Source organism: Arthrobacter sp. 01N442 (assembly GCF_056399345.1).
This window is the reverse complement of record NZ_JBFTRD010000003.1, coordinates 320,370-343,850: the sequence shown is the minus strand read 5'-3', so window position 1 is coordinate 343,850 and position 23,481 is coordinate 320,370. Positions and strand designations below refer to the sequence as shown.

The 23,481-nt window shown below is 67.4% G+C and carries 24 protein-coding genes and 1 riboswitch; of the genes, 16 read left to right on the top strand and 8 right to left on the bottom strand.

The genetic code is table 11. From position 1 onward, the window contains the following. Nucleotides 1-25 precede the first annotated feature (25 nt). Together AC1DNC_RS07215 and AC1DNC_RS07210 are read left to right on the top strand one after the other, a co-directional pair. On the top strand, nucleotides 26-1,567 hold the full coding sequence (locus tag AC1DNC_RS07215) for an amino acid permease (protein WP_476861866.1): 1,542 nt from the start codon (nucleotides 26-28) through the stop codon (nucleotides 1,565-1,567). Continuing rightward, nucleotides 1,564-3,273: a flavin monoamine oxidase family protein gene (locus AC1DNC_RS07210; RefSeq protein WP_476861865.1), complete on the top strand. Its 1,710-nt coding sequence runs from the start codon at nucleotides 1,564-1,566 to the stop codon at nucleotides 3,271-3,273. Before AC1DNC_RS07215 ends, AC1DNC_RS07210 begins: the two co-directional genes overlap by 4 nt. Before the next feature lie 26 nt (nucleotides 3,274-3,299). Here the strand turns inward: AC1DNC_RS07210 and AC1DNC_RS07205 are convergent, their stop codons facing one another. The 3 genes from AC1DNC_RS07205 to purU form a co-directional block, all read right to left on the bottom strand. Further along, nucleotides 3,300-3,818, bottom strand: a complete 519-nt coding sequence (locus AC1DNC_RS07205) for a gamma carbonic anhydrase family protein (RefSeq protein WP_476861864.1) — start codon at nucleotides 3,816-3,818, stop codon at nucleotides 3,300-3,302. A gap of 376 nt (nucleotides 3,819-4,194) precedes the next feature. Next, nucleotides 4,195-4,608 (bottom strand): methyltransferase domain-containing protein, encoded by a 414-nt coding sequence (locus AC1DNC_RS07200; protein WP_476861863.1) that lies wholly within the window; start codon nucleotides 4,606-4,608, stop codon nucleotides 4,195-4,197. 52 nt (nucleotides 4,609-4,660) lie between these two features. Beyond that, on the bottom strand, nucleotides 4,661-5,521 hold the full coding sequence (purU, locus tag AC1DNC_RS07195; RefSeq protein WP_476861862.1) for a formyltetrahydrofolate deformylase: 861 nt from the start codon (nucleotides 5,519-5,521) through the stop codon (nucleotides 4,661-4,663). 31 nt (nucleotides 5,522-5,552) lie between these two features. After that, a riboswitch (ZMP/ZTP riboswitch) is annotated at nucleotides 5,553-5,638 on the top strand. A gap of 171 nt (nucleotides 5,639-5,809) precedes the next feature. On the opposite strand from purU, the gene glyA reads away from it, so the two are divergent. From glyA to AC1DNC_RS07140, 11 genes are all read left to right on the top strand, one after another. Continuing rightward, complete coding sequence (glyA, locus tag AC1DNC_RS07190; protein ID WP_476861861.1) at nucleotides 5,810-7,111, top strand: serine hydroxymethyltransferase; 1,302 nt, start codon at nucleotides 5,810-5,812, stop codon at nucleotides 7,109-7,111. Nucleotides 7,112-7,115: 4 nt separating this feature from the next. Then, on the top strand, nucleotides 7,116-8,060 hold the full coding sequence (locus AC1DNC_RS07185) for a bifunctional methylenetetrahydrofolate dehydrogenase/methenyltetrahydrofolate cyclohydrolase (RefSeq protein WP_476861860.1): 945 nt from the start codon (nucleotides 7,116-7,118) through the stop codon (nucleotides 8,058-8,060). A 155-nt stretch (nucleotides 8,061-8,215) separates the two neighbouring features. After that, on the top strand, nucleotides 8,216-9,184 hold the full coding sequence (locus AC1DNC_RS07180) for an ABC transporter ATP-binding protein (RefSeq protein WP_476861913.1): 969 nt from the start codon (nucleotides 8,216-8,218) through the stop codon (nucleotides 9,182-9,184). A 10-nt stretch (nucleotides 9,185-9,194) separates the two neighbouring features. Further along, entirely contained in the window at nucleotides 9,195-10,061 is an 867-nt protein-coding gene (locus tag AC1DNC_RS07175) for an ABC transporter permease (RefSeq protein WP_476861859.1), read from the top strand. Continuing rightward, nucleotides 10,058-10,930 (top strand): ABC transporter permease, encoded by an 873-nt coding sequence (locus tag AC1DNC_RS07170; protein WP_476861858.1) that lies wholly within the window; start codon nucleotides 10,058-10,060, stop codon nucleotides 10,928-10,930. Before AC1DNC_RS07175 ends, AC1DNC_RS07170 begins: the two co-directional genes overlap by 4 nt. A gap of 44 nt (nucleotides 10,931-10,974) precedes the next feature. Beyond that, nucleotides 10,975-11,331 carry a VOC family protein gene (locus AC1DNC_RS07165; RefSeq protein WP_476861857.1) on the top strand — a complete coding sequence of 119 codons (357 nt, stop codon included), beginning with the start codon at nucleotides 10,975-10,977 and terminating at the stop codon, nucleotides 11,329-11,331. A 63-nt stretch (nucleotides 11,332-11,394) separates the two neighbouring features. After that, nucleotides 11,395-11,967 (top strand): hypothetical protein, encoded by a 573-nt coding sequence (locus tag AC1DNC_RS07160; RefSeq protein ID WP_476861856.1) that lies wholly within the window; start codon nucleotides 11,395-11,397, stop codon nucleotides 11,965-11,967. Between the two features lie 10 nt (nucleotides 11,968-11,977). Continuing rightward, complete coding sequence (locus AC1DNC_RS07155; RefSeq protein WP_476861855.1) at nucleotides 11,978-12,811, top strand: exodeoxyribonuclease III; 834 nt, start codon at nucleotides 11,978-11,980, stop codon at nucleotides 12,809-12,811. Nucleotides 12,812-12,831: 20 nt separating this feature from the next. After that, nucleotides 12,832-13,875 (top strand): tryptophan--tRNA ligase, encoded by a 1,044-nt coding sequence (gene trpS, locus AC1DNC_RS07150; RefSeq protein ID WP_476861854.1) that lies wholly within the window; start codon nucleotides 12,832-12,834, stop codon nucleotides 13,873-13,875. A gap of 4 nt (nucleotides 13,876-13,879) precedes the next feature. Further along, nucleotides 13,880-14,560, top strand: coding sequence for a 2'-5' RNA ligase family protein (locus AC1DNC_RS07145; protein WP_476861853.1), 681 nt, complete (start codon nucleotides 13,880-13,882; stop codon nucleotides 14,558-14,560). Then, entirely contained in the window at nucleotides 14,505-15,668 is a 1,164-nt protein-coding gene (locus AC1DNC_RS07140; RefSeq protein WP_476861912.1) for a YihY/virulence factor BrkB family protein, read from the top strand. The genes AC1DNC_RS07145 and AC1DNC_RS07140 overlap by 56 nt, the downstream gene beginning before the upstream one ends. Here the strand turns inward: AC1DNC_RS07140 and AC1DNC_RS07135 are convergent. The 5 genes from AC1DNC_RS07135 to sdhC form a co-directional block, all read right to left on the bottom strand. Next, on the bottom strand, nucleotides 15,625-16,395 hold the full coding sequence (locus AC1DNC_RS07135; RefSeq protein WP_476861852.1) for an alpha/beta hydrolase family protein: 771 nt from the start codon (nucleotides 16,393-16,395) through the stop codon (nucleotides 15,625-15,627). The genes AC1DNC_RS07140 and AC1DNC_RS07135 overlap by 44 nt on opposite strands. A gap of 108 nt (nucleotides 16,396-16,503) precedes the next feature. Further along, nucleotides 16,504-17,286, bottom strand: a complete 783-nt coding sequence (locus AC1DNC_RS07130) for a succinate dehydrogenase iron-sulfur subunit (RefSeq protein WP_175323589.1) — start codon at nucleotides 17,284-17,286, stop codon at nucleotides 16,504-16,506. 1 nt (nucleotide 17,287) lies between these two features. Next, complete coding sequence (gene sdhA / locus AC1DNC_RS07125; RefSeq protein WP_476861851.1) at nucleotides 17,288-19,087, bottom strand: succinate dehydrogenase flavoprotein subunit; 1,800 nt, start codon at nucleotides 19,085-19,087, stop codon at nucleotides 17,288-17,290. A 121-nt stretch (nucleotides 19,088-19,208) separates the two neighbouring features. Continuing rightward, on the bottom strand, nucleotides 19,209-19,691 hold the full coding sequence (locus tag AC1DNC_RS07120; RefSeq protein WP_476861850.1) for a succinate dehydrogenase hydrophobic membrane anchor subunit: 483 nt from the start codon (nucleotides 19,689-19,691) through the stop codon (nucleotides 19,209-19,211). Between the two features lie 3 nt (nucleotides 19,692-19,694). Continuing rightward, the gene (sdhC, locus tag AC1DNC_RS07115) at nucleotides 19,695-20,075 is read right to left on the bottom strand and encodes a succinate dehydrogenase, cytochrome b556 subunit (protein ID WP_082575171.1); all 381 of its coding nucleotides are present in this window, start codon (nucleotides 20,073-20,075) and stop codon (nucleotides 19,695-19,697) included. A gap of 269 nt (nucleotides 20,076-20,344) precedes the next feature. Between sdhC and AC1DNC_RS07110 the strand changes: the two genes are divergently transcribed. The 3 genes from AC1DNC_RS07110 to AC1DNC_RS07100 all read left to right on the top strand — a co-directional run bounded on the left by AC1DNC_RS07110 (nucleotide 20,345) and on the right by AC1DNC_RS07100 (nucleotide 23,449). Continuing rightward, nucleotides 20,345-21,502, top strand: a complete 1,158-nt coding sequence (locus tag AC1DNC_RS07110; protein WP_476861849.1) for a mannose-1-phosphate guanylyltransferase — start codon at nucleotides 20,345-20,347, stop codon at nucleotides 21,500-21,502. A gap of 83 nt (nucleotides 21,503-21,585) precedes the next feature. Further along, nucleotides 21,586-22,791: an amidohydrolase gene (locus AC1DNC_RS07105; protein WP_476861848.1), complete on the top strand. Its 1,206-nt coding sequence runs from the start codon at nucleotides 21,586-21,588 to the stop codon at nucleotides 22,789-22,791. A 265-nt stretch (nucleotides 22,792-23,056) separates the two neighbouring features. Continuing rightward, nucleotides 23,057-23,449, top strand: a complete 393-nt coding sequence (locus tag AC1DNC_RS07100) for a MarR family winged helix-turn-helix transcriptional regulator (RefSeq protein ID WP_476861911.1) — start codon at nucleotides 23,057-23,059, stop codon at nucleotides 23,447-23,449. Nucleotides 23,450-23,481 lie beyond the last annotated feature (32 nt).

Here is a 23,481-nt window from a genome sequence, read left to right as displayed (position 1 = left end):
AACACTGAAGATAAGGACGTCAACGATGACTGCGCCAACTCTGATCGGGGAACGCCCGCCGGCCGCTGCTGCCGGCCGTCCCGGGCTTGCCGCCCAACTCCTGCGCCGCAAGCCGATCGGGCAACTGGTCCGCGAGGCCGAAACCGGACACGGCGGCACCCGGCTGGTCCGCAGCTTCGGTGTGCTGCAGCTGACCATGATCAGCGTCGGCGCCACGCTCGGCACCGGAATCCTGGTGATCCTGGGCGAATCGGTTCCGCTGGCCGGCCCGGCCATCTGGATCTCCTTCGCCATTGCCGGCCTGGCCGCCCTGCTCTCGGCCGTTTCCTACGCCGAGATGGCCGGCCTGGTGCCCGCCGCCGGGTCCAGCTACTCCTACACCTACGCCACCATGGGTGAGGGCATGGCCTGGATCTGCGGCTGGTGCCTGGTGCTCGAATACGCCGTCTCGGTGGCCGCCGTCGCGGTCGGCGCGGGCCAGTACGTCAACGAGGCCCTGGCCGTCTTCGGCGTGGCACTGCCGGACACCATCTCGCAGCCGCCGGGCGCCGGCGGCCTGCTCAACGTCCCGGCGATCGTCATCGTGGTCCTGGCCATGGTGCTCCTGGTCCGCGGCGCCAAGGAAAGCGCCTGGATCAACACCGCGATCGTCCTGGTCAAAGTCGGCATCCTGCTGTTCTTCTGCGCCGTGGCCTTCACCGCGTTCAATGGCGGCCACTTCGAGCCGCTGATGCCCATGGGCGCCGCCGGAGTCTCGGCCGCTGCCTCCCGGGTCTTCTTTTCCTACATCGGCTTCGACGCCGCCTCCACGGCGGGCGAGGAGGCACGCAATCCCAAGCGCGACCTTCCGCGGGCCATCCTGCTCTCCATGCTGATCGTCACCAGCATCTACGTGCTCGTGGCCGTCGCAGCGATCGGCGCCCGGCCCTGGGGCTGGTTTGACGGCACCGAGGCGGCGCTCGTGAAAATCCTCGAGGAAATCACCGGGCAGCCGTGGGTCGGAGTGCTGTTCGCCGTCGGCGCCGTGCTCGCCATCGCCAGCATCGTGCTGACCGTCCTCTACGGACAGACCCGGATCCTGCTGTCGATGTCCCGCGACGGCCTGGTCCCCAAGGTCTTCGGCCGGGTCTCAGCCCGGACCGGAACCCCCGTTGCCGGCACCCTGATCGTGGGCACCGCCGTCGCGCTGACCGCCGGGCTGGTTCCGCTCGGCGCGCTCGCGGACGCCACCAGCATCGGCACCCTGTTCGCGTTCGCACTCGTCAACGTGGCGGTCATCCACCTCCGGCGCACCCGGCCGGAGCTTACCCGCAGCTTCCGCGTCCCGCTGTTTCCATTGACCCCGATCCTTGGCGCCCTCATGTGCGCCTACCTCATGGCCAACCTCGGGGCCGAGACCTGGGCGGTCTTCGGCGCCTGGATGCTCGTGGGCCTCGCCGCCTACTTCGGCTACGGCCGGCGGAATTCCAGGGTGGCAGCCCTGAGCCACGAGGAATACCGTGAACTGTCAGGCCGCCAACCCGCTAACTCCACCCCCACCCAGGAATTGAAGGCAGACATCTCATGACCACCGCCACTGAACTGCCGGCTCCCGGCCCGGATTCCACTCCGGCCCAAGTCCCGGCCGGGACGCCCATCACCATGCTGAACCCGGATTTCCCGTTCAGCTACGACCACTACCTGGCCCACCCCGACGGCCTGGGCTCCGTGCCGCCCGAGCTGTACGGGGCGGAGGTCGCCGTCGTCGGTGCCGGCCTGTCCGGGCTGGTAACCGCCTACGAACTCATGAAGCTGGGACTGCGGCCGGTGGTCTATGAGGCCGACCGGATCGGCGGCCGGCTGAGGACTGCCAGCTTCCCGTCCGCCCCGGGCGTCGTTGCGGACCTGGGCGGCATGCGGTTCCCGGTCTCAGGCAAGGCCTTCTACCACTATGTAGACCTTCTCGGACTGCAGACCCAGGAGTTCCCCAACCCGCTGGCGCCGGCGACGTCCAGCACCGTGATCGAGCTCGCCGGCCAGAAGTATTACGCCGAGACCGCCGCGGACCTGCCCCCGTTCTTCCTTGAGGTGGCGGAGGCATGGAAGGCTGCCGTGAACGACGGCGCCGCGTTCGCCCAGATGCAGGAGGCCATCCGGGCGCGGGACACGGGCCGGATCAAGGAACTGTGGAACGCGCTGCTGCCGGAACTGGACGAACAGACCTTTTACGGGTTCATCGCCGGCAGCGAAGCCTTCAAGAAGGCCGGCTTCGCCCACCGCGAGGCGTTCGGGCAGGTCGGGTTCGGCACCGGAGGCTGGGACACCGACTTCCCCAACTCGATCCTGGAAATCCTGCGGGTGGTCTACACCGACGCCGACGACCAGCACCGGCTCATCACCGGCGGCGCCCAGCGGCTCCCGGAGGCACTGTGGGAACACGCGCCGTCGGGAATGGCCCACTGGCCGGACGGGACCTCCCTCGCCTCGCTGCACGCCGGTGCCCCGCGCGGCGCCGTGGACCGCATCGCCCGCGACGGCGCCGGGGACTTCCGGGTGAGGGAACGCTGGGGGCGCGAAGCCAGCTACCCGGCGGTGGTCACGACGTGCCAGTCCTGGCTGCTGTCGACCCGGATCCACACGCAAGAGTCCCTGTTTCCGGCTGAGCTGTGGACAGCGATCGAACGCTCGCACTACATGCAGTCGTCCAAGACTTTCGTCATGGTCGACCGGCCGTTCTGGAAGGACGTCGACGCCGAGACCGGCCGCGAGGTCCTGTCGATGACACTGACCGACCGGTTGAACCGGGCCACGTACCTGCTGGACAACGGCCCGGACCAGCCGGCCGTGATCCTGCTGTCCTACACCTGGAACGACGACGCGCTGAAGTGGCTGGCCCTCGATGCCGAGCAGCGGGTGGAGCTCATGTTGCACTCGCTGGAGCAGATCTATCCCGGCGTCGACATCGCCAGCCACATCGTTGGCCAGCCGATCACGGTCTCGTGGGAGGCCGACCCCAACTTCATGGGCGCGTTCAAGGCCAACCTGCCTGGGCACTACCGCTATCAGCAGCGGCTCTTCACCCACTTCAAGCAGGACGGGCTGCCCGCCGAACAGCGGGGGATCTTCCTCGCCGGCGACGACGTGTCCTTCACAGCAGGCTGGGCGGAGGGCGCCGTCAGCACCGGCTTGAACGCGGTCTGGGGTGTGGTCAACCATCTCGGTGGCCGGACCCCCGCCGGGAACCCGGGGCCGGGCGAGCTGCTGGACGAGCTGGGCCCCATCCCGCTGGACTGAGAGCGCCGCCCGCACCCGGGCAGGGATCAGCCGTGCAGTTCGCGGTGGGCGCGGGCAAGCTCCTGGTAGTGGGCAGCGTTGTGCTTGACGCCCTCAAACTCCTCGTCGCTCAGTTCCCGGCGGACCTTGGCCGGCACGCCGGCGACGAGCGACCGGGGCGGCACGACGGTCCCTTCCAGGACGACGGCGCCGGCGGCCACGAGCGAGCCGGCGCCGATCACCGCGCCGTTCAGGATGGTGGCGCTCATCCCGATCAGGCAGTCGTCCTCGACGGTGCAGCCATGCACCACTGCGCTGTGGCCGACGCTGACCCGGGCGCCAATGGTGCAGGGGAAGTCGGGATCCGCGTGCAGCACGACGTTGTCCTGCAGGTTGGTGCCGGCGCCCACGGAAATCGCGGCGGTGTCGGCCCGGACGGAGACGCCGTAGAAGGCGCTGGAGTTCTCTGCCAGCGTGGCCTTGCCGATCACCGAGGCGCTCGGGGCGACGAAAGCGGATTCGTGGACGGCCGGGGTGTCACCGGCGAAGGCGTAAACGGGACTCATGCCTCCAGCCTAGGACCCTCCCGCAGATCCGGCGGTCAAATAGCCGACGCTCCCTCAGGTTCGGCGGCCCGAAAGCGGACGCTCCCGCAGGTCCGGCGGCCCGAATGGCGACCCTCCCTCAGGTCTGGCGGCCATACTGCAGACCCTCCCGCAGGTCTGGTGGTCAGATAGCGAACCCTCCCACAGGTTCGGCGGCCAAACGGAAGACCCTCCCTCAGATGCGGTGGCTATCGACCAAATCCTCCCGCCGTTTGTGAGGGGGCGTTGGGTGGAAGACGACCGGATGTGAGGGGGCGTTGGATGAATCGTCGCCGGATGTGAGGGAGCGTCGGGTGGAGGGGTGCCGGATGTGAGGGAGCGTCGGGGGTGGGCGGGATTAGCCGGGGGAGCGGAGGATGGTGAAGCCGCTCCCGGGTTCCGGGTTTCCGCGGTCGGGGAGGACGACGGCGATCGGTGCGCCGGGTTCCGCTACGCGCGTCAGTTCCCGCACGACGTCGTCGGCCGCCTCAGGGGCAAGCCCCGCCAGCGCGTCCACAGCCCAGACGGCGGCAAACGCGGCGTCTGCGAACGGCAGCGCCCGGCCTGCCGCGACCGAGGCGGAGAGCCCCCGGGCCCGGGCAGCATGGATGTTCTCCTCGGACGCGTCCACGCCGGTGAAATGGATGCCCGCGCGGACAAAGAGCAGCCCCTCCGCACCGGATCCGCAGTCCAGGCCCAGCACTCCCCGCCGGCCCTCCGCCTTGAGCAATGCGAGGAAACCGGTGAGCTGGTCCTGCCGCGTTGATCCCATGGCTTCAGTTAAGGGTGGGGCAGGACCGAAGGCAAGCCCTAGCTGAGTGCCCTTAGCTGAAAACAACCGTCCGGTTGCCATCCAGCAGCACCCGGTGCTCGGCGTGCCACTGGACTGCCTGGGCGAGCGTACGGCCTTCGACGTCGCGGCCCATCTGGACAAACTGCTCGGCTGTGCGCCGGTGGTCCACCCGGATGACTTCCTGCTCAATGATCGGGCCCTCGTCCAGGGCCGCGGTGACGTAGTGGGCCGTGGCGCCAATGAGCTTCACGCCGCGGGCGTGGGCTTGGTGGTACGGCTTGGCGCCCTTGAAGGAAGGCAGGAAGGAGTGGTGGATGTTGATGGCCTTGCCGGTGAGCTCGGTGCAGAGTTCGTCGGAGAGGATCTGCATGTACCGGGCCAGTACGGTGAGCTCGATGTCGTGTTCGGCCATGAGCTTCCGCAGGGCGTCCTCGGCCTCGGTTTTGGTGTCCTTGGTGACCGGGATGTGGTGGAACGGGATGCCGTAGAACTCGGCCAGCGACTCGAGGTCCCGGTGATTGGAGACAATGGCCGGGATCTCGATCGGCAGGGTGCCGGAGCGCTGCAGGAACAGCAGGTCGTTCAGGCAATGCGCGGAGGTGCTCGCCATTAGCAGGGTGCGTACCTTACGGCCGGCCGGGTTGAGGCTCCACTGCATCCCAAAGGCCTGGGCCACCGGCTCAAGGGCGGCATGCAGCTCGGCCGGCGGGGCCGCCGTCGTCGCCTCAACCCGCATGAAGAACGTTCCGGTGCCCTGGCTGCCGTACTGCTGCGAGTCCGTAATATTGCAGCCGGCCACGAGGAGGGCACCCGCCACGGCGTGCACGATCCCGGGCCGGTCGGGGCAGGAGAGGGTCAGAACGTAGGAGGCAGTCAGCTGGTCTTCAGTCACGAAAGACAGCCTACCTGCGGCTGGGATAGTCTGGACTCGTCGCAACTGGCGTTGGGTGGCTAACCACCAGGGAGCGGCACGCACGCAGACCACGGATCGTACGCCTGGGCCGAGGGTCATGTTTTTCCGGACGGCAGCCCGCTGCCGTCCCGCCGACGGCACCCCACCAAGGGTGCTGCGCTCGCGGTATGGGTCCCCGTTTCCGGGCCCGTAATTTAGCGGCGCCTCGGCGGGCCAGCCGGTAACCTGACCTTAAAGCAGTGACCGTTGCCAAGCCAGGAGTTCTTCGTGACTACTTCCCTTCGCCTTTCCTCAGCAGCCGTAAGCAACCAGCCGCTCGCTGAACTCGATCCCGAAATCGCCGCCGTCCTGGACCAGGAGCTCGGCCGCCAGCGAGGCACCCTGGAAATGATCGCCTCCGAGAACTTCGCGCCCCGCGCCGTGATGGAGGCCCAGGGTTCCGTCCTGACCAACAAGTACGCAGAGGGCTACCCGGGACGCCGCTACTACGGCGGCTGCGAGTACGTCGACGTCGCCGAGCAGCTCGCGATCGACCGGGTCAAGTCCCTCTTCGGCGCCGAGTTCGCCAACGTCCAGCCGCACTCCGGCGCGCAGGCCAACGCCGCCGCGCTCTCCGCGATGATCACCCCGGGGGACAAGATCCTGGGCCTCTCGCTGGCCCACGGCGGCCACCTCACCCACGGCATGAAGCTGAACTTCTCCGGCAAGCTGTACGAAGTTGCCGCCTACCAGGTCGAGGAAGACAACTTCCGGATCGACATGGACAAGCTGCGCGAACAGGCGCTCGCCGAGAAGCCGCAGGTCATCATCGCCGGCTGGTCCGCGTACCCCCGCCACCTCGATTTCGCCGCCTTCCGCTCCATCGCCGACGAGGTCGGCGCGCTGCTCTGGACCGACATGGCGCACTTCGCCGGCCTCGTCGCCGCCGGGCTGCACCCCAGCCCGGTCCCGCACTCCGACGTCGTCACCTCCACCGTGCACAAGACCCTTGCCGGTCCGCGTTCCGGCGTGATCCTGGCCAAGCAGGAGTGGGCCAAGAAGATCAACTCCAACGTCTTCCCCGGCCAGCAGGGCGGACCGCTGATGCACGTCATCGCCGCCAAGGCCGTGGCGTTCAAGATCGCCGGCACCGAAGAGTTCAAGGAGCGCCAGGAGCGCGTCCTGGAAGGCGCCCGGATCATCGCCGACCGGCTGAACCAGTCGGACCTCTCCGACGCCGGCGTCAGCGTCCTGACCGGCGGCACCGATGTGCACCTGGTCCTGGTGGACCTGCGCAACTCCCAGCTGGACGGCCAGCAGGCCGAAGACCTGTTGCACTCGGTCGGCATCACGGTCAACCGCAACGCCGTCCCGTTCGACCCGCGCCCGCCGATGGTCACCTCCGGCCTGCGGATCGGCACGCCGGCCCTGGCCACCCGCGGCTTCGGAGCCAAGGAATTCACCGAGGTCGCCGAGATCATCGCCACGGCGCTCAAGGCAGGCTCGGCAACCGACGTTGAGGCGCTCCAGACCCGCGTGGACAAGCTTGCCGAGGACTTCCCGCTGTACCCGCAGCACGAGCAGTGGTGATTCGATGACTGCCACTGACTCCGTACGCGAGCACTCCGAAGCCGGGACACAGACCGCCCGGATCCTCGACGGCAAGGCCACCGCGGCCACCATCAAGGCTGAACTGACCGAACGCGTCGCCGCGCTCAAGGCCAAAGGCGTTGTCCCGGGCCTCGGTACCATCCTGGTCGGCTCAGACCCGGGCAGCACCTGGTATGTGGGCGGCAAGCACAAGGACTGCGCCGAGGTTGGCATCACCTCGATCCGCCGCGACCTCCCGGAAGACACCACCCAGGAGGAGCTGCTGGCCGTGGTCCGGGAACTCAACGAGAACCCGGAGTGCACCGGGTACATCGTCCAGCTCCCGCTGCCCAAGCACATCGACCAGGACGTCATCCTGGAGGCGATGGATCCGGAGAAGGACGCCGACGGACTGCATCCGATGAACCTCGGCCGGCTCGTGGCCAACGTCAGCGGACCGATGAAGTCCCCGCTGCCCTGCACGCCCAAGGGCTGCGTGGAGCTGCTGACCCGGCACGGGATCGACCTCAAGGGCAAGCGCGTCCTCGTGGTGGGCCGCGGCGTCACGATCGGCCGGCCGGTGGGCCTGCTGCTCACCCGCAAGGACGTCAACGCCACGGTCATCCTGGCCCACACCGGCACGGTGGACCTCCCCGCCGAACTCCGGCAGGCCGACGTCGTGATCGCCGCCGCCGGCCAGCCGCACATGATCAAGGCGGCGGATCTCAAGCCGGGCGCCATCGTGCTCGACGTCGGCGTCAGCCGCGTCGACGACGGCTCGGGCAAGGCCGTGGTCACCGGTGACGTGGATCCGGCCGCGGCCGATGTCGCCGCCTGGCTCTCGCCGAACCCCGGGGGAGTGGGCCCGATGACCCGCGCCATGCTGCTGGCGAACGTGGTGGAAACTGCGGAACGCCAGCTGGAAAGCGGACACACCTCCGGCCTCTGACCCAACTGACTCGCAGTAGTTGTCGTTTTGAGCCCTCAAAACGACATCTATTGCGAGTTACTTGGGTGGCGGAAGCGGAAAACTCCGAAGTTTTTACGAAAAGACTCTTTCATAGTTTGCGCGGATCGACTACCGTGTTCCGGGTGTCTGAACTTGTGTCGAAAGAATCTCCCGGGAGCAGCCCCGCCGGAAGCAGCGAACCGCAGTACGTCATCACCGCCGAAAACCTCACCAAAAGCTACGGCGACGTCACCGCCGTCGACGGCATTTCCTTCCGCGTGCCCGCCGGCGAAGCCTTCGGCCTGCTCGGCCCGAACGGCGCCGGAAAATCCACCACCATGAAGATGATCGGCGGGGTCTCGCAGCGGACCTCCGGCAGCCTGAGCATCATGGGGCTGGACCCGGAACAGCACGGTCCCGAGGTCCGAGCCCACCTGGGCGTTGTTCCGCAGCAGGACAACCTCGACGAGGAACTCAAGGTCCGCGACAACCTGCTGGTCTACGGCCGCTACTTCGGCCTGCCGATGAGCTACCTCAAGCCCAAGGCGGACGAACTGCTGGAGTTCGCGCAGCTGACGGACAAGGCCAAATCCAAGGTGGATGCGCTTTCCGGCGGCATGAAGCGACGCCTCACGATCGCCAGGTCCCTGATCAACGAGCCGCGGATCCTGCTGCTGGACGAACCCACCACCGGGCTCGACCCGCAGGCCCGCCACATCCTCTGGGACCGGCTGTTCCGGCTCAAGGAACAGGGCGTCACCCTGATCCTCACCACCCATTACATGGACGAGGCCGAGCAGCTCTGCGACCGCCTGATCGTGGTGGACAAGGGAAAGATCATGGCCGAGGGGTCCCCGGCCAGCCTGATCCGCGAGTACTCCACCCGCGAGGTCCTCGAACTGCGCTTCGGCTCCGAACGCAACGCCACCGTCGGCGCGGAGCTGGAAGGGATCGGCGAGCGGATCGAAACCCTGCCCGACCGTGTCCTCATCTACGCCCACGACGGCGAAGCCGCGCTGGAGCAGGTCTCCGCCCGCGGGCTGCACCCGGTCACCTCGCTGGTGCGCCGCTCCTCGCTGGAGGATGTCTTCCTGCGCCTGACCGGTAGGAGCCTTGTTGACTAAGGAAGCAGAGTTGACTGAGTCCATTCAGTCGGCGACGGCGGCGCCCCGCCCGGCCGCGGGCCGGGCGCACTCGCCGGCCGTCTCGGCCGCCCGGGCCCGGCGTTGGGGGGCGTTCTACTACGCCGAACAGGTCCTGCGCGTGATGAAGGGCTACGGCTGGACCATCGTCATGTACGGCGTCGGCCAGCCGGTCGCCTACCTCTTCGCCATGGGCGTGGGCCTCGCCACGCTGGTGGACACCAACTCCACCGCGGCTTTCGGCGGCGTGAGCTACCTGGCCTTCATCGCCCCCGCGCTGCTGATCTCCGCCGCCGTGATGACAGCTGCCAACGAGTTCACCTTCCCGGTGATGGACGGCTTCAAATGGCGCCGGGTCTACTACGGCCCGCACGCCTCGCCGCTGACTCCGGAGCAGATAGCCGCCGGGCAGATCATCGCCGTCACGGTGCGGTTCGTGCTGCAGTCCGCCATCTACTTCGGCGTCGTGGCGCTCTTTGGCGCATCCCCGAGCGGCTGGGGCTGGGTCTCGATCCTGGTGGCCACGCTGGCCGGCCTGGCCTTCGGACTGCCCTTGATGGCCTACGCCGCGACCATCAAGAACGACAAGGGCCAGTTCGCCATGGTCATGCGCTTCATCGTGATGCCGCTGTTCCTGTTCTCCGGAACGTTCTTCCCGCTGGATACCCTGCCCCTGGCGGTCCGCTGGATCGGCTGGATCTCACCGATCTGGCACGGCACCGAGCTGGGCCGGGTGTTCAGCTACGGCTACCAGGAGGAGCCGCTGCTCACCCTGGTCCACGTCGTTTTCCTCCTCGGTCTCGCCGTTCTCGGCTGGGTCCTGACCCGGCGCCAGTTCGCTAAAAGGATGGCATCATGAGTGTGCTCGCCGGACGTAACGGCGCCAGCCACCACGACAAACACCACGACGGCGGCCTGAGCGTCACCGACGCCGCCCGGAACCGCCGCTTCGGTCCGCTTTACTCACGCAACGTGCGCGCCGTCGTCGCGCGCGGGCTGATGGCCACCAAGAGCAGCAACTGGATGGTCATGGTCTCCGGTTTCTTCGAACCCGTGCTGTACCTGATCTCGATGGGCGTGGGCCTGGGCGCAATTGTCGGCGCCGTACAGGGCCCCGGCGGCCAGCAGATTTCCTACGCGGCCTACATCGCCCCGGCCCTGCTGGCGGTCTCGGCGATGAACGGCGCCGTGTACGACTCCACCTGGAACGTCTTCTTCAAGATGAACTTCGCCAAGCTCTACCAGGGCATGCTCTACACTTCCCTAGGCCCGATCGACGTCGCGATGGGCGAAATCTTCCTCGCCTTGCTCCGCGGCCTCATGTACGCCACCGGGTTCACCGCGGTGATGGGCGTGATGGGCCTGATCACCACGCCTTGGGCCATCCTGATGATTCCCGCCTCGGTGCTCATCGCGTTCGGTTTTGCGAGCTTCGGCATGGGCATCACCAGCTTCATGAAGACGTTCCAGCAGATGGACTGGATCAACTTCGTGATGCTGCCGATGTTCCTCTTCAGCGCCACCTTCTACCCGTTGAGCGTGTACCCGCAGTGGATCCAGTGGCTCATCCAGGCGATGCCGCTGTGGCACGGCGTGGAGCTGCTGCGCCAGATCAGCGTGGGTGTCTTCACCCCCGCCACCGCGGTGCACATCGGCTACTACCTCGTCATGATCGTGCTCGGCGTCGCCCTCACCACCGGCCGGCTCCGCCGCCTGTTCCTGAAGTAACCGTTCCTGAAGTAAACCCCGGACCGAACGCCCCAAGGAGCCCCATGATCGGCAAATGGCATGCCCTCGTCATCGACTGCGAGGACCCGGACCTGCTGGCGGGTTTCTACCAGGAGCTGCTGGGCATGGTCCGGGTAGAGGAGGACCCGGACTGGATCACCATCGGCGACGCCGCGGACCGCCCCGCCGTCGCCTTCCAGCGCGTCGACCGCCTGGTCCGGCCGCTATGGCCGGATGCCGAGCACCCGCAGCAGATGCATATCGACGTCATGGTTCCGGACCTGGACGCCGCCGAAGCCGAGGTGTTGAAGCTTGGTGCTGCCAACCTGAACGCCGGCGGGAAGTCCTTCCGCGTCTACACCGACCCCAGCGGCCACCCTTTCTGCCTCGTGCTGTCCTAGCGCCGCCGTTCGCCCGGGGTGGAAGCGCCGCCCCGGGTCCGGACGGTTTGCGATAATGGGCTCATGCGCTCTCTGGACAACCCTTCTGCCAAGCCGTCCGCGTTCAACGCGGCCACCGGAAAATTCTCGATGTTCCGCATCGGCGGACTCGGGATGACGGTCTTCATCATCGCCTTCCTGGTGGCCGTCATCTTCGCGGCAAACCAGAACGACGTCGTGGGCTGGGTCGTTGCGGTCATCGCCGCCTTCTGGCTCGCACTGGCGTCCTTCGTGGTGTTCAGCATCCAGCGGGCCGCCAAGAAGGCCGGCGCCAAGCTGAATGAGGCGCAGAACGCGTTCAACTCCGCGGTGGGCCGGGCGCCGTCGTCCGGCAGCGCCGACCACGGCGGCACCCGGCTTGTCGGCGACCGCCGCGAAGGCGACGAGATCCGCGACATGAAGCTTGACCACTCCTTCAAGATTGTCCAGGTGCAGGTCCGGGTGGTGGAGCAGGAGCGGGCCAAGGGGGACGCCTCGGACCAGGACACCATCCGCCGTGCGCTGGAAACCATCGAGATCACTGCCACCAATGCGCGGGACATGCTCAAGTCCGCCGGCGGCACCGACGAACCGGTCCACGGAACCATCATCGACTAGAGTGGAACGGGTGAGCTCGGCATTGAAGAAGGACCACCTTCGCATCGCATCGGTAAACGTCAACGGCCTCCGCGCCGCCTACAAAAAGGGCATGGCGGAATGGCTGGCGCCGCGGGAAGTCGATATCCTCTGCCTGCAGGAGGTACGCGCCCCTGATGCGATCGTCCGGGAGCTCCTCGGCGAAGGCTGGCACATCCTGCACGCCGAAGCCGAAGCCAAGGGCCGCGCCGGCGTCGCGATCGCCTCGCGCATCGAGCCGCTCGCCACCCGTTCCGGCATCGGCGACGACTACTTCGCTACGGCCGGGCGCTGGGTCGAGGCCGACTACATCGTCCGCGACGCCGCGGGCCAGGCCTCGCAGCTGACCGTCGCCAGTGCCTACGTGCACTCCGGTGAGGCCGGCACCCCGAAGCAGGACGACAAGTTCCGCTTCCTGGACGTGATGTCCACGCGGCTGCCCGAGCTGGCCAAGCACAGCGACCATGCCCTCGTGGTGGGCGACCTTAACGTCGGCCACACCGAGCTGGACATCAAGAACTGGAAGGGCAACGTCAAACGTGCCGGCTTCCTGCCCGAGGAGCGTGCCTACTTTGACCGCTTCTTCGGCGAGGAAATTGGCTGGAAGGATGTTCACAGGGGCCTGGCGGGTACCGTCGACGGCCCCTACACTTGGTGGTCGCAGCGGGGACAGGCCTTCGACAACGACACCGGCTGGCGCATTGATTACCACATGGCCACGCCCGCTCTCGCCGCTGCGGCGGTGTCAGCAGTTGTTGACCGGGCGCCGTCCTGGGACACACGTTTCTCCGACCATGCCCCGCTGGTAGTGGACTACCGGCTCTAAGTTCGAAGGCTTTTATCAACATGACTAGCTCAACCGCTGCTGCACCCAAGAAGCGCATTCTCTCCGGTGCCAAGCCGACCGCGGATTCCCTGCATCTTGGCAACTACATCGGTGCCGTGCGCAACTGGGTGGACATGCAGTCCGAATACGACGCCGTATTCTTCATCCCGGACCTGCACGCCATCACCGTCGACTTCGAGCCCTCCGAACTGGCCAAGCGGACCAGGATCGTGGCCGCCCAGTACATTGCGGCCGGGATCGATCCGGACAAGTCCATCTTCTTCGTGCAGTCGCACGTTCCCGAACACGCCCAGCTGGCCTGGGCACTGAATTGCATCACGGGCTTCGGCGAAGCCTCCCGTATGACGCAATTCAAGGACAAGACGCAGAAGTTCGGAGCGGAAGCCGCGACCCTGGGCCTCTTCGCCTACCCAACGCTGATGGCCGCCGACATCCTGCTGTACCAGACGGACCTGGTCCCGGTGGGCGAGGACCAGCGCCAGCACCTGGAGCTGACCCGAAACCTGGCCCAGCGCTTCAACACCCGCTTCGGCGAGACCTTCACGGTCCCAGAGGCCACGATCCTCAAAGCCAGCGCCAAGATCTACGACCTCCAGAACCCGGCGGCCAAGATGTCCAAGACCGGCGAGTCGCCGAACGGGTCGATCCAGCTGCTGGAGGACCCCAAGGTCGCCGCCAAGCGCATCAAGTCCGCCGTGACGGATGCCGGGACGGAGATCCGGTTCGATCCGGAGGAGAAGCCGGGCGTGTCCAACCTGCTGACCATCTACTCGACGCTGACCGGCAAAACGGTGGCGGAGCTGGAGACCGAATACCAGGGCAAGATGTACGGGCACCTGAAGACGGACCTGGCCGAGGTGATGGTCGACTTCATCACGCCGCTGCGTAACCGCACCAACGAGCTGATGGCCGATCCCGCGGAGCTGGACAGGCTGCTGGCCCAGGGCGCGGAGCGTGCCCGCGAGATCGCCTCGGTCACGCTGGCCCGGGTATACGAGCGAATGGGGTTCCTGCCGTCGCTCAGCTTGGCCGGAGTCCACTAGCGCAATGTCGTCCTCCGCCAGCAAAGTCACCGCCAACGACACCGGGCGCGCCGTCCACCACGCCGCGCGCAAGGGATCGGGCGCCGCGCGCCACCAGAGCTCGGCGGCCGGCAACGGCAAGACCCCGGACGAGGGCATCAGCATCGGCGTGATCCTGGGCTTCCCGCCGGAAATCGCCGAGGAGCTGCAGCGCTGGCGGGCCTCCTTCGGTGACCCCATGGCCGCGTCCATCCCGGCGCACATCACGCTGGTCACCACCACCATGACGCAGGACTGGGAAGCCACACGCGACCACGTCCGCGAGGTGGCGCGGCGGCAGGAACCCTTCACCGTGACGATCGCGGGCACCGGGTCTTTCCGCCCGGTGTCGCCGGTGGTCTTCCTGAACGTCGAGGCCGGCTTCGGCGAGTGCGTCAACCTGCACCGGCAGCTCCAGACCGGGCCGCTGGAGCGCGAACTGCCGTTCGCCTACCATCCGCACGTCACCGTGGCCCACGACGTGGCTCCGGAAAGCCTCGACGAGGCCGAAACGGTGCTGAAGGATTACAAGGCCAGCTTCCCGGTGGCTAGCATGGGACTTTACGAGCACGACGACAACGGCATCTGGCAGCTACGGGAAGAGCTTGACTTTGGCACCGAACCTGACGACCACCGAGGCGCGGCCGACGCAGCAGGCACCCGCTGAACCTCCGCTTCCCACCGACCTGGCCCAGCTGAGGCTGGAAGTCATCCGGAAACGGGTGGACTGGGGCAAGGCACGGCGTTCGTCGGGCGGTCCCTTGGCGGCGCCGCTTGCCATGGTCCAGTGGCTGCTTGCCCGGCTCAACGCGCTTCGGCCGATGCGGTCCTTCCGGCACTACAACCTGCAGCACGGCCCGCTGATGAGCGCCGGCATCGGCTTCAATATGTTCTTCTCCATCACCGGCCTGCTGGCTACCGGCTTTTCCGTTGCGGGACTGCTGCTGCGCGGCCAGCCGGCCCTGCTGGACAGGGTGATCAGCAGTGTCGCCACCAGCGCCCCGGGACTGCTCAAAGTCGACGGCCGGGAGGGGCTGGTGGATCCGCAGGAGCTGCTGAACCCCAACGGCTTGGGCTGGACGGCGGTGATCGCTGCCGTGGTCACCGTGGTCACCTCGCTGGGCTGGATCGCCGGCCTGCGTGAGGGACTGCGCGGCGTGCTGCGGCTCGGCCCGCTAAAGATCAACCCGGTCCTGCTGAAACTGCACGATGTCGGCACCCTGCTGCTGCTGGGCGTGGCACTGGTGATCAGTGCCGGCGCCTCGCTGGTGTTTGGTACGGCCGCCGGCTGGGTGGCCGATCAGCTCAACCTCGACCCGCTGGTGGCGGGTCCGCTCACCACGTCCATCAAGATCGCGGTGCCGCTGGTGCTGGGCTGGGTCACCGCACTGATCATGTTCCGGCTCGCCGGCGGCCTCAGACTCCGGCGCCGGGCCTTGCTGGAAGGCACCGTCCTGGCCGCGGTGGGCACCAGCATCCTGCAGATCTTCAGCGCCGAACTCCTGGCCAGCGCCGGCCGGAACCCGATCCTCGCGCCCTTTGCCATCATCATCGGCCTGCTCATCTGGTTCAACCTGGTCAGCCAGGTCTACCTCGTCTCGGCCGCGTGGTCCGCGATCCGGGAAGAGGACCTCACCGCCGCGCCCTCAGCCAAGACGGCCGGCTGGGGATCCCGCCAGGTCCAGCCCGGGAAGACTCCGGCCGAGCCGCGGGAGCGACGCCGCCCGGCGGCTAGTTTCCGGCGTCGAGGTACTGATCGGCCCACGCCGAAATAATCTTGGCCGCGCGGGCGGCCTGGCCCTTGCCGGTGAGCAGGTGGTCCGAGCCTTCAAGCGAGACAAAGCTGCGCGGGTGGCGCGCGGTCTGGAAGATGCTGCTGGCGTTCTCAATGCCCACCGTGTTGTCGGTGGGGGAGTGCAGCACCATGAGCGGCTTGTGCAGCCGCCGGATGCAGTCGGTCAGGTCCGCGTTTTCCAGGTCCTCGACGAAATGCCGCCGGATCTCCACCCGCTTGCCGCCGAGGTCCACCTCGGCGCTGCCTTCGCTCAGGATCCGGTCCAGTGCCGCGTCGAAGACGTGCGCGACGTGCTTGGGCGAGAACGGCGCACCCACGGTGGCGACGGCGTCGAGCCCCGGGATGCTCCCGGCGGCCGCCAGCACCGCGGCGCCGCCGAACGAGTGCCCCACTAGCAGCGACACGGGACTGCCGGAGTCGCGCATGAATTCCGCCGCGCGGACCGTGTCCGCCACCTTGTGGCTGAAGGACCCCTCCGACCAGAGCCCAGCGGACTCGCCCAGGCCGAGGTTGTCGAAGCGGAGCATGCCCACACCGTTGTCCGCCAGCGCCTTGCACATCCGGGAGGCCGACGGGCTGTCCTTGCCCAGCGTGAAGCCGTGCGAGAAGACACCCCAGCCCTTCACCGGCCCCTCGGGGAGGTCGATCACGCCGGAGAGCAGCTCGCCGGTGGAACCTTCGAAGGAGACTTTTTCGGAGCGGGACACGTCGGTCCCCTTTCAGCTGGGCGGGTCGTCTGGTCGGGTAGACGACGGCGGCGCCCCCACCGGAGGGTGGGAGGCGCCGTCGTCGTTGAAGCTGGTAGCAGCAGTGCGTTAGATCTTGCGGGCCAGGATGGCCTGCTTCACCTCGGCAATTGCCTGCGTGACCTGGATGCCGCGCGGGCAAGCCTCGGTGCAGTTGAAGGTGGTGCGGCAGCGCCACACGCCTTCCTTGTCGTTGAGGATCTCCAGGCGCATGTCGCCGGCGTCATCACGGGAGTCGAAGATGAAGCGGTGCGCGTTCACGATCGCCGCCGGGCCGAAGTACTGGCCGTCGGTCCAGAACACCGGGCAGGACGAGGTGCACGCGGCGCAGAGGATGCACTTGGTGGTGTCGTCGAACCGTTCGCGGTCCTCGGCGGACTGCAGGCGTTCCTTGGTGGGCTCGTGGCCCCGGTTGATCAGGAAGGGCATGACTTCGCGGAAGGACTGGAAGAACGGCTCCATGTCCACGATCAGGTCCTTTTCCACCGGCAGGCCCTTGATCGGCTCGACCGTGATGGGCTTGGTGGTGTCCAGGTCCTTGAGCAGGGTCTTGCAGGCGAGGCGGTTGCGGCCGTTGATGCGCATGGCATCGGAGCCGCAGACGCCGTGGGCGCAGGACCGGCGGAAGGAGACGCTGCCGTCAATTTCCCACTTGACCTTGTGCAGGGCGTCCAGGACACGGTCCGTGCCGTACATCGTGACGTGGAAGTCGTCCCAGGTGGACTCGTCGGAGACCTCCGGGTTGTAGCGGCGCACGCGCAGGTGGACGTCGAAGGAGGGGATGTCCCCGCCGCCGCCGACGCCGGCGGGCAGTTCGATCTTGGAGGCTGGCTCAGCGAGTTCAGCGGTCATCTTAGTACTTCCTCACCATCGGCTCGTAGCGCGTAAAGACCACCGGTTTGGTGGCAAGCCGGATGCCCGCGATCGCCTCGGCGGAACCGTCCGCCGGTGCGTGGTCATCCTTGTACGCCATGGAGTGCTTCATGAATTTTTCGTCGTCGCGCTCGGGGAAGTCCTCGCGGAAGTGTCCGCCGCGGGATTCCTCGCGGTGCAGGGCCGCCACGGTCATGACCTTGGCGAGTTCGAGCAGGAAGCCCAGTTCCACGGCCTCGAGCAGGTCCAGGTTGAAGCGCTTGCCCTTGTCCTGGACGCTGATGCGCTGGTACCGCTCCTCGAAGGACGCGATGTCCTTCAGGACCTGGTTCAGCGTCTCGGCGGTGCGGAACACCTGCATGTTGGCGTCCATGGTGTCCTGCAGTTCCTTGCGGATCTGGGCCACCTTCTCGGTGCCGTCGGCGGTGCGGACGTGCTCCAGCAGGTTCAGCGTGTACGCCTCGGGATCGGCGGGCAGCTCGACGAAGTCAGCGGTCTTGGCGTATTCGGCGGCGGCGATGCCGGCGCGCTTGCCAAAGACGTTGATGTCCAGCAGCGAGTTGGTGCCCAGGCGGTTGGAACCGTGCACCGAAACGCAGGCGACCTCGCCGGCGGCGTAGAGGCCCGGGACCACCGTGTCGTTGTCCTGCAGGACCTCGGCGCTGATGTTGGTCGGGATGCCGCCCATGGCGTAGTGCGCCGTCGGGAAGACCGGAACCGGCTCCGTGTACGGCTCGACGCCGAGGTAGGTGCGGGCGAACTCGGTGATGTCCGGGAGCTTGGCGTCGATGTGGGCCGGCTCCAGGTGGGTCAGGTCCAGCAGGACGTAGTCCTTGTTCGGGCCGCAGCCGCGGCCTTCACGGACTTCGTTGGCCATGGAGCGGGCCACGATGTCGCGCGGGGCGAGGTCCTTGATGGTGGGGGCGTAGCGCTCCATGAAGCGCTCACCCTCGGAGTTGCGCAGGATCGCGCCTTCGCCGCGGGCGGCTTCGGAGAGCAGGATGCCCAGGCCGGCCAGGCCGGTCGGGTGGAACTGGAAGAACTCCATGTCCTCCAGCGGGATGCCGCGGCGGAACGCGATGCCCATGCCGTCACCGGTGAGGGTGTGGGCGTTGGAGGTGGTCTTGAAGACCTTGCCGGCGCCGCCGGAGGCGAACACCACGGACTTGGCCTGGAAGACGTGCAGTTCGCCGGAGGCGAGGTCGTAGGAGACGACGCCGGCAACGCGCTTCTGCTTGTACGGGGTGCCGTCCTCGCGGACCGCGTCTTCCTCGACGGTGAGCAGGTCGAGCACGTAGTACTCGTTGTAGAACTCGACGTTGTGCTTGACGCAGTTTTGGTACAGCGTCTGCAGGATCATGTGGCCGGTGCGGTCCGCGGCGTAGCAGGCACGGCGGACCGGAGCCTTGCCGTGGTCGCGGGTGTGGCCGCCGAAGCGGCGCTGGTCGATCCGGCCTTCGGGCGTGCGGTTGAACGGCAGGCCCATCTTCTCAAGGTCCAGGACCGCGTCGATTGCTTCCTTCGCCATGACCTCGGCAGCGTCCTGGTCCACCAGGTAGTCGCCGCCCTTGATGGTGTCGAAGGTGTGCCACTCCCAGTTGTCTTCCTCGACGTTGGCGAGGGCTGCACACATGCCGCCCTGGGCCGCGCCGGTGTGGGAGCGCGTGGGGTAAAGCTTGGTCAGTACTGCTGTTCGCGCACGCTGACCGGATTCGATCGCGGCGCGCATGCCAGCGCCACCGGCACCGACAATGACGACGTCGTACTTATGGACCTGCATACCAGATGCTCTTTCTCTCAAAATTCGCTGTAAAACACCGCCGGCGGAGCCTGCGCAGTGAAATCTTGTGATCCGCTATCCCCGCGGGCAGGCAGGGATGAACGCCCGAAGCCGGGGTCGGCTACGGGGCGGGGCAGAACCCGCCGGGCAGCTGCACGCCGTCGACCACGGGGCACGGGTTGAAGGTGAAGATCACCAGCGTGCCGAGGATGACGATGGCTGCGGCCGCGGCGTAGAGCACGATCTTCAGCCAGAGACGCGTCGCGTCCTTTTCGGCGTAGTCGTTGATGATGGTGCGCACGCCGTTGGTGCCGTGCAGCATCGCGAGCCAGAGCATGGCCAGGTCCCAGACCTGCCAGAACGGGTCGGCCCACTTGCCGGCGACGAAGCCGAAGTCGATCGCGTGGATTCCTTCGCCCACCATCAGGTTCACGAACAGGTGGCCGAAGATGAGGACCACCAGGACGACGCCGGAGAGCCGCATGAACAGCCATGCCAGCATCTCGAAGTTGCCCTTGGACGAACCGCTGCGGCGGTACTGCGGAGCGATCCTGCCGCTGCCCACCTGGGGGCTGCGCGGGCTCTTGATCTCAGTTGCACTCATGGCTTAGTGACCTCCGAGGGCGAGGGACAGGTGGCGGATGGAGAAGCCGACCATGACGACGACCCAGAGGGCCAGGACCGTCCACAGCATCTGGCGCTGGTACTTCGCGCCCTTCTTCCAGAAGTCGACGGCGATGATCCGCAGGCCGTTGAAGGCGTGGAATACGATCGCAGCGACGAGGCCCGTTTCACCCAGGGCCATAAGGGGGTTCTTGTAGGCACCGATCACGGCGGTGTAGGCCTCGGGGGACACACGCACCAATGAGGTGTCCAGCACGTGGACCAACAAGAAGAAAAAGATCACTACACCGGTAACGCGGTGTCCAACCCAGGACCACATGCCTTCACGGCCGCGGTACAAGGTGCCAGCTGGTTTTGTCGGCACTGAATAAACCTCCCTGCAACACAGCGGCGCTGGCATGGGATCCACGCGGGGGGAACGCCTGCTGCGAGAGCACTCGTAAGCTCAAGCCTAAATCTAGGCTTCGCTCTCAGCTTATTCAATTCAGCGGATCGATGGTGACGGCGCCCGGCGCGGTTTTCGACGGGTTTTGAGACGAACGCCACATTCGCGTGCCCCGTCCCCGGCTCCGCTGCCGTGTGCCGCGTGCCAACTCCGGGGTGTTCCGGCGGCGTTCCGCTAAAGTAGCCGTGATGACTACAGACAATATGGACAGCCACGATTCACCCCAGGGCGCTGCGGCGGACTCCCCGCTCAGCCGTTTCATCGCGGTGATTCCGGCAGGCGGTGTGGGGACCCGGCTCTGGCCGCTGTCCCGGGCCGCCGCCCCCAAGTTCCTGCACGACCTCACCGGGTCAGGCAGCACCTTGCTGCGCGCCACCTACGACCGGCTGGAGCCCCTCGCCGGCAGCCGCGTGCTGGTTGTCACCGGAACGGCCCACCGCGACGCCGTGTGCCGCCAGTTGCCCGAGGTGGGCGAGGCGGACCTGGTCCTCGAAAGCGAACCCAAGGATTCGGGGGCGGCGATCGGCCTCGCCGCGGCCATCCTCTTTGAGCGCGATCCTGACACCATCATGGGCTCCTTCGCCGCGGACCAGGTCATCAGCCCGGATGCGCTGTTCCAGGACGCTGTCCGCGAGGCCATCCACACCGCCGCTGCCGGCAAGATCGTCACCATCGGCATCAAGCCGACGCACCCTTCCACGGGCTTCGGTTACATCCGCGCCGGCGACCGGCTCAGTGTGCCCGGCGCCCCGAGCGCCCACACGGTCGTCGAATTCGTCGAAAAGCCCAGCGAGGAAGTCGCCCAGCAGTATCTGGACAGCGGCGAATACGTCTGGAACGCCGGCATGTTCGTGGCGCCGGTCTCGCTCATGCTCAAGCACCTGGAAGCCAACCAGCCGGAGCTCTTCGCGGGCCTGCAGGAGATCGCCAAGGCCTGGGACACCCCGCTGCGCGACGAGGTCACCGCCCGTGTCTGGCCCACGCTGCCCAAGATCGCCATCGACTACGCCGTGGCCGAGCCGGCCGCGGCCGCCGGGGACGTCGCCGTCGTGCCCGGCACCTTCCGCTGGGACGACGTCGGAGACTTCGCCTCCGTGGGCCGGCTCAACAGCGCCAAGGAAGTCGACGACGTCACCGTGATCGGCGAGGGCGCCCGCGTCTTCACCGAAAACGCCAGCGGCGTGGTGGTCTCCGACACCAAGCGTGTGATCGCCTTGATCGGCATCGAGGACGTGGTGATCGTGGATACCCCGGACGCACTGCTGGTGATGACGAAGGCGCACTCGCAGCGGGTCAAGGCCGCCGTGGACGCGCTCAAGGCCAGCGGCGACACGGACGTGCTCTAGGCTCCGTCCGCGTTCCGGGCGGCCCTGCCGTAACCCGCCGACTGCGATGCCGCTATTCATCTGACTCTCGCTAGAGTGATTGTGTGCGCAATTACACTACTGAAGCTGAGCCAACCACCCTGGTCGGGCCGTGGCTGGAGCCACTCCTGCCGGAGCTGATCGCCTTCCGCCGCGACCTGCACGCGCACCCCGAGCTGTCCTTCAAGGAGTTCCGCACCACGGACAAACTGGCCCAGCGGCTCGAGGCCGCGGGCCTGCAGCCGCACCGCCTCGAGGGCACCGGGCTCACCGTTGATGTGGGCGAAGGTCCCATCGCCACCGCGCTCCGCGGCGACATCGACGCCCTGCCCATCATCGAAGAGACCGGACTGCCGTTCGCGTCCAAGAACCATGGCGTGACGCACGCCTGCGGCCACGACGTCCACACCACCACGATGCTGGGCATCGCCCTGGTCCTGCAGCGGATGCATGAGTCCTCGCCGCTGGGCGGCACCGTGCGGATCATCTTCCAGCCGGCCGAGGAAACCATGCCCGGCGGCGCGCACGCCTGCATCGAACAAGGCGTGCTGGAGGGGGTGCCGCGGATCCTCGCCCTGCACTGCGACCCCCGGATCGAGGTCGGCAAGATCGGCACCCGGATCGGCGCCATCACCTCGGCCTCGGACACCATCAAGATTGAACTGACCGGCCGCGGCGGCCACACCTCGCGCCCGCACCTGACCGAGGAACTCGTCTTCGCCCTGGCGCAGATCGCCGTCAACGTCCCCGCCGTGCTCTCCCGCCGGGTCGACGTGCGCAGCGGCGTGTCCGTGGTCTGGGGGCACATCTCGGCAGGCTCGGCCCCGAACGCCATCCCGGCGAGCGGCTACATGGCCGGCACCATGCGCTGCCTGGACCGCGACGCCTGGCACAGCGCGGGGGAGATCCTCGACGAGGTCGTTCAGCAGATCGCGGCGCCCTACGGCGTGGACGTGCACCTGGAGCACACCCGCGGCGTCCCGCCGGTAGTGAACTCCGAGCACGAAACAGCACTGATCGAGGCCTCGGCCCGCGCCGAAATCGGCGAGAGTTCCGTGGTGCTGACGCCGCAATCCATGGGCGGCGAGGACTTCGCCTGGTTCCTGGCCGACCTGCCCGGAGCAATGATGCGGCTGGGCACGAAGACCCCCGGCGGCGAGGAGTACGACCTGCACCGCGGCGACTACATCCTGGACGAACGCGCGCTGGGCCTGGGCATCCGCGTCCTCACGGCAGCGGCTCTGCGCACCCTCCGCGACCTCGAGCAGTAGCAGCGGCGCCTCCTCCCCACCGCCGAATCTCCCCACCTTTGCCGCCCCGGCGCCGCGACGCGCCGTCGGATCCCACGGACACGCCGCACGACGACGTCGAACGTGGGGAAAGTCCGCGCGGTCACCGCGGTCACCGTATTAGGTTGTGCACAATTGAATTGTGGGATACGCTTTTGGAGTGGCAAAAACCGATCCCCTCAACGACGCCCGGCCCGATGCGCCCAGGCTTGAGGCCCCCCGCCTCGACCGGCAGGTGTGCTTCGCCATGTATTCGGCGTCCCGTGCCGCCACGGCCGCCTACCGCCCCATGCTGGACGAACTCGGGCTGACCTACCCGCAGTACCTCGTGATGATGGTGCTCTGGGAGGACCAGCCCCGCAGCGTCCGCGAACTGGGCGAGGAACTCGGACTGGACTCGGGCACTCTCTCGCCGCTGCTGAAGCGGCTGGAATCGCTAGGATTCGTTGAACGACGGCGGTCCGCCGAGGACGAACGGCGCGTCGAGGTCTTCCTCACCGAGGCGGGCGCCGCACTCAGCGCCCGCGCCGCCGGAATTCCGCAGCGGCTCGCGGACGCCGCCGGACTTTCCGCCGCGGAACTCGACCAGCTCCGCGAGACACTGGCCCGGCTCACCGCTGCGTTGCACGCTGGGCGCTGAGCGCCGCGCCCGCCCCACGAACTTCCCTGACC

What these genes read in the sequence shown, in the direction of transcription:
- trpS (WP_476861854.1), top strand. Translation starts at nt 12,832, where the DNA reads ATGACTAGCTCAACCGCTGCTGCACCCAAGAAGCGCATTCTCTCCGGT.
- AC1DNC_RS07120 (WP_476861850.1), bottom strand. Translation starts at nt 19,691, where the DNA reads ATGAGTGCAACTGAGATCAAGAGCCCGCGCAGCCCCCAGGTGGGCAGC.
- AC1DNC_RS07145 (WP_476861853.1), top strand. Translation starts at nt 13,880, where the DNA reads ATGTCGTCCTCCGCCAGCAAAGTCACCGCCAACGACACCGGGCGCGCC.
- AC1DNC_RS07165 (WP_476861857.1), top strand. Translation starts at nt 10,975, where the DNA reads ATGATCGGCAAATGGCATGCCCTCGTCATCGACTGCGAGGACCCGGAC.
- sdhA (WP_476861851.1), bottom strand. Translation starts at nt 19,087, where the DNA reads ATGCAGGTCCATAAGTACGACGTCGTCATTGTCGGTGCCGGTGGCGCT.
- AC1DNC_RS07100 (WP_476861911.1), top strand. Translation starts at nt 23,057, where the DNA reads ATGTATTCGGCGTCCCGTGCCGCCACGGCCGCCTACCGCCCCATGCTG.
- AC1DNC_RS07185 (WP_476861860.1), top strand. Translation starts at nt 7,116, where the DNA reads ATGACTGCCACTGACTCCGTACGCGAGCACTCCGAAGCCGGGACACAG.
- AC1DNC_RS07205 (WP_476861864.1), bottom strand. Translation starts at nt 3,818, where the DNA reads ATGAGTCCCGTTTACGCCTTCGCCGGTGACACCCCGGCCGTCCACGAA.
- AC1DNC_RS07215 (WP_476861866.1), top strand. Translation starts at nt 26, where the DNA reads ATGACTGCGCCAACTCTGATCGGGGAACGCCCGCCGGCCGCTGCTGCC.
- AC1DNC_RS07170 (WP_476861858.1), top strand. Translation starts at nt 10,058, where the DNA reads ATGAGTGTGCTCGCCGGACGTAACGGCGCCAGCCACCACGACAAACAC.
- AC1DNC_RS07110 (WP_476861849.1), top strand. Translation starts at nt 20,345, where the DNA reads ATGACTACAGACAATATGGACAGCCACGATTCACCCCAGGGCGCTGCG.
- AC1DNC_RS07200 (WP_476861863.1), bottom strand. Translation starts at nt 4,608, where the DNA reads ATGGGATCAACGCGGCAGGACCAGCTCACCGGTTTCCTCGCATTGCTC.
- AC1DNC_RS07160 (WP_476861856.1), top strand. Translation starts at nt 11,395, where the DNA reads ATGCGCTCTCTGGACAACCCTTCTGCCAAGCCGTCCGCGTTCAACGCG.
- AC1DNC_RS07210 (WP_476861865.1), top strand. Translation starts at nt 1,564, where the DNA reads ATGACCACCGCCACTGAACTGCCGGCTCCCGGCCCGGATTCCACTCCG.
- AC1DNC_RS07130 (WP_175323589.1), bottom strand. Translation starts at nt 17,286, where the DNA reads ATGACCGCTGAACTCGCTGAGCCAGCCTCCAAGATCGAACTGCCCGCC.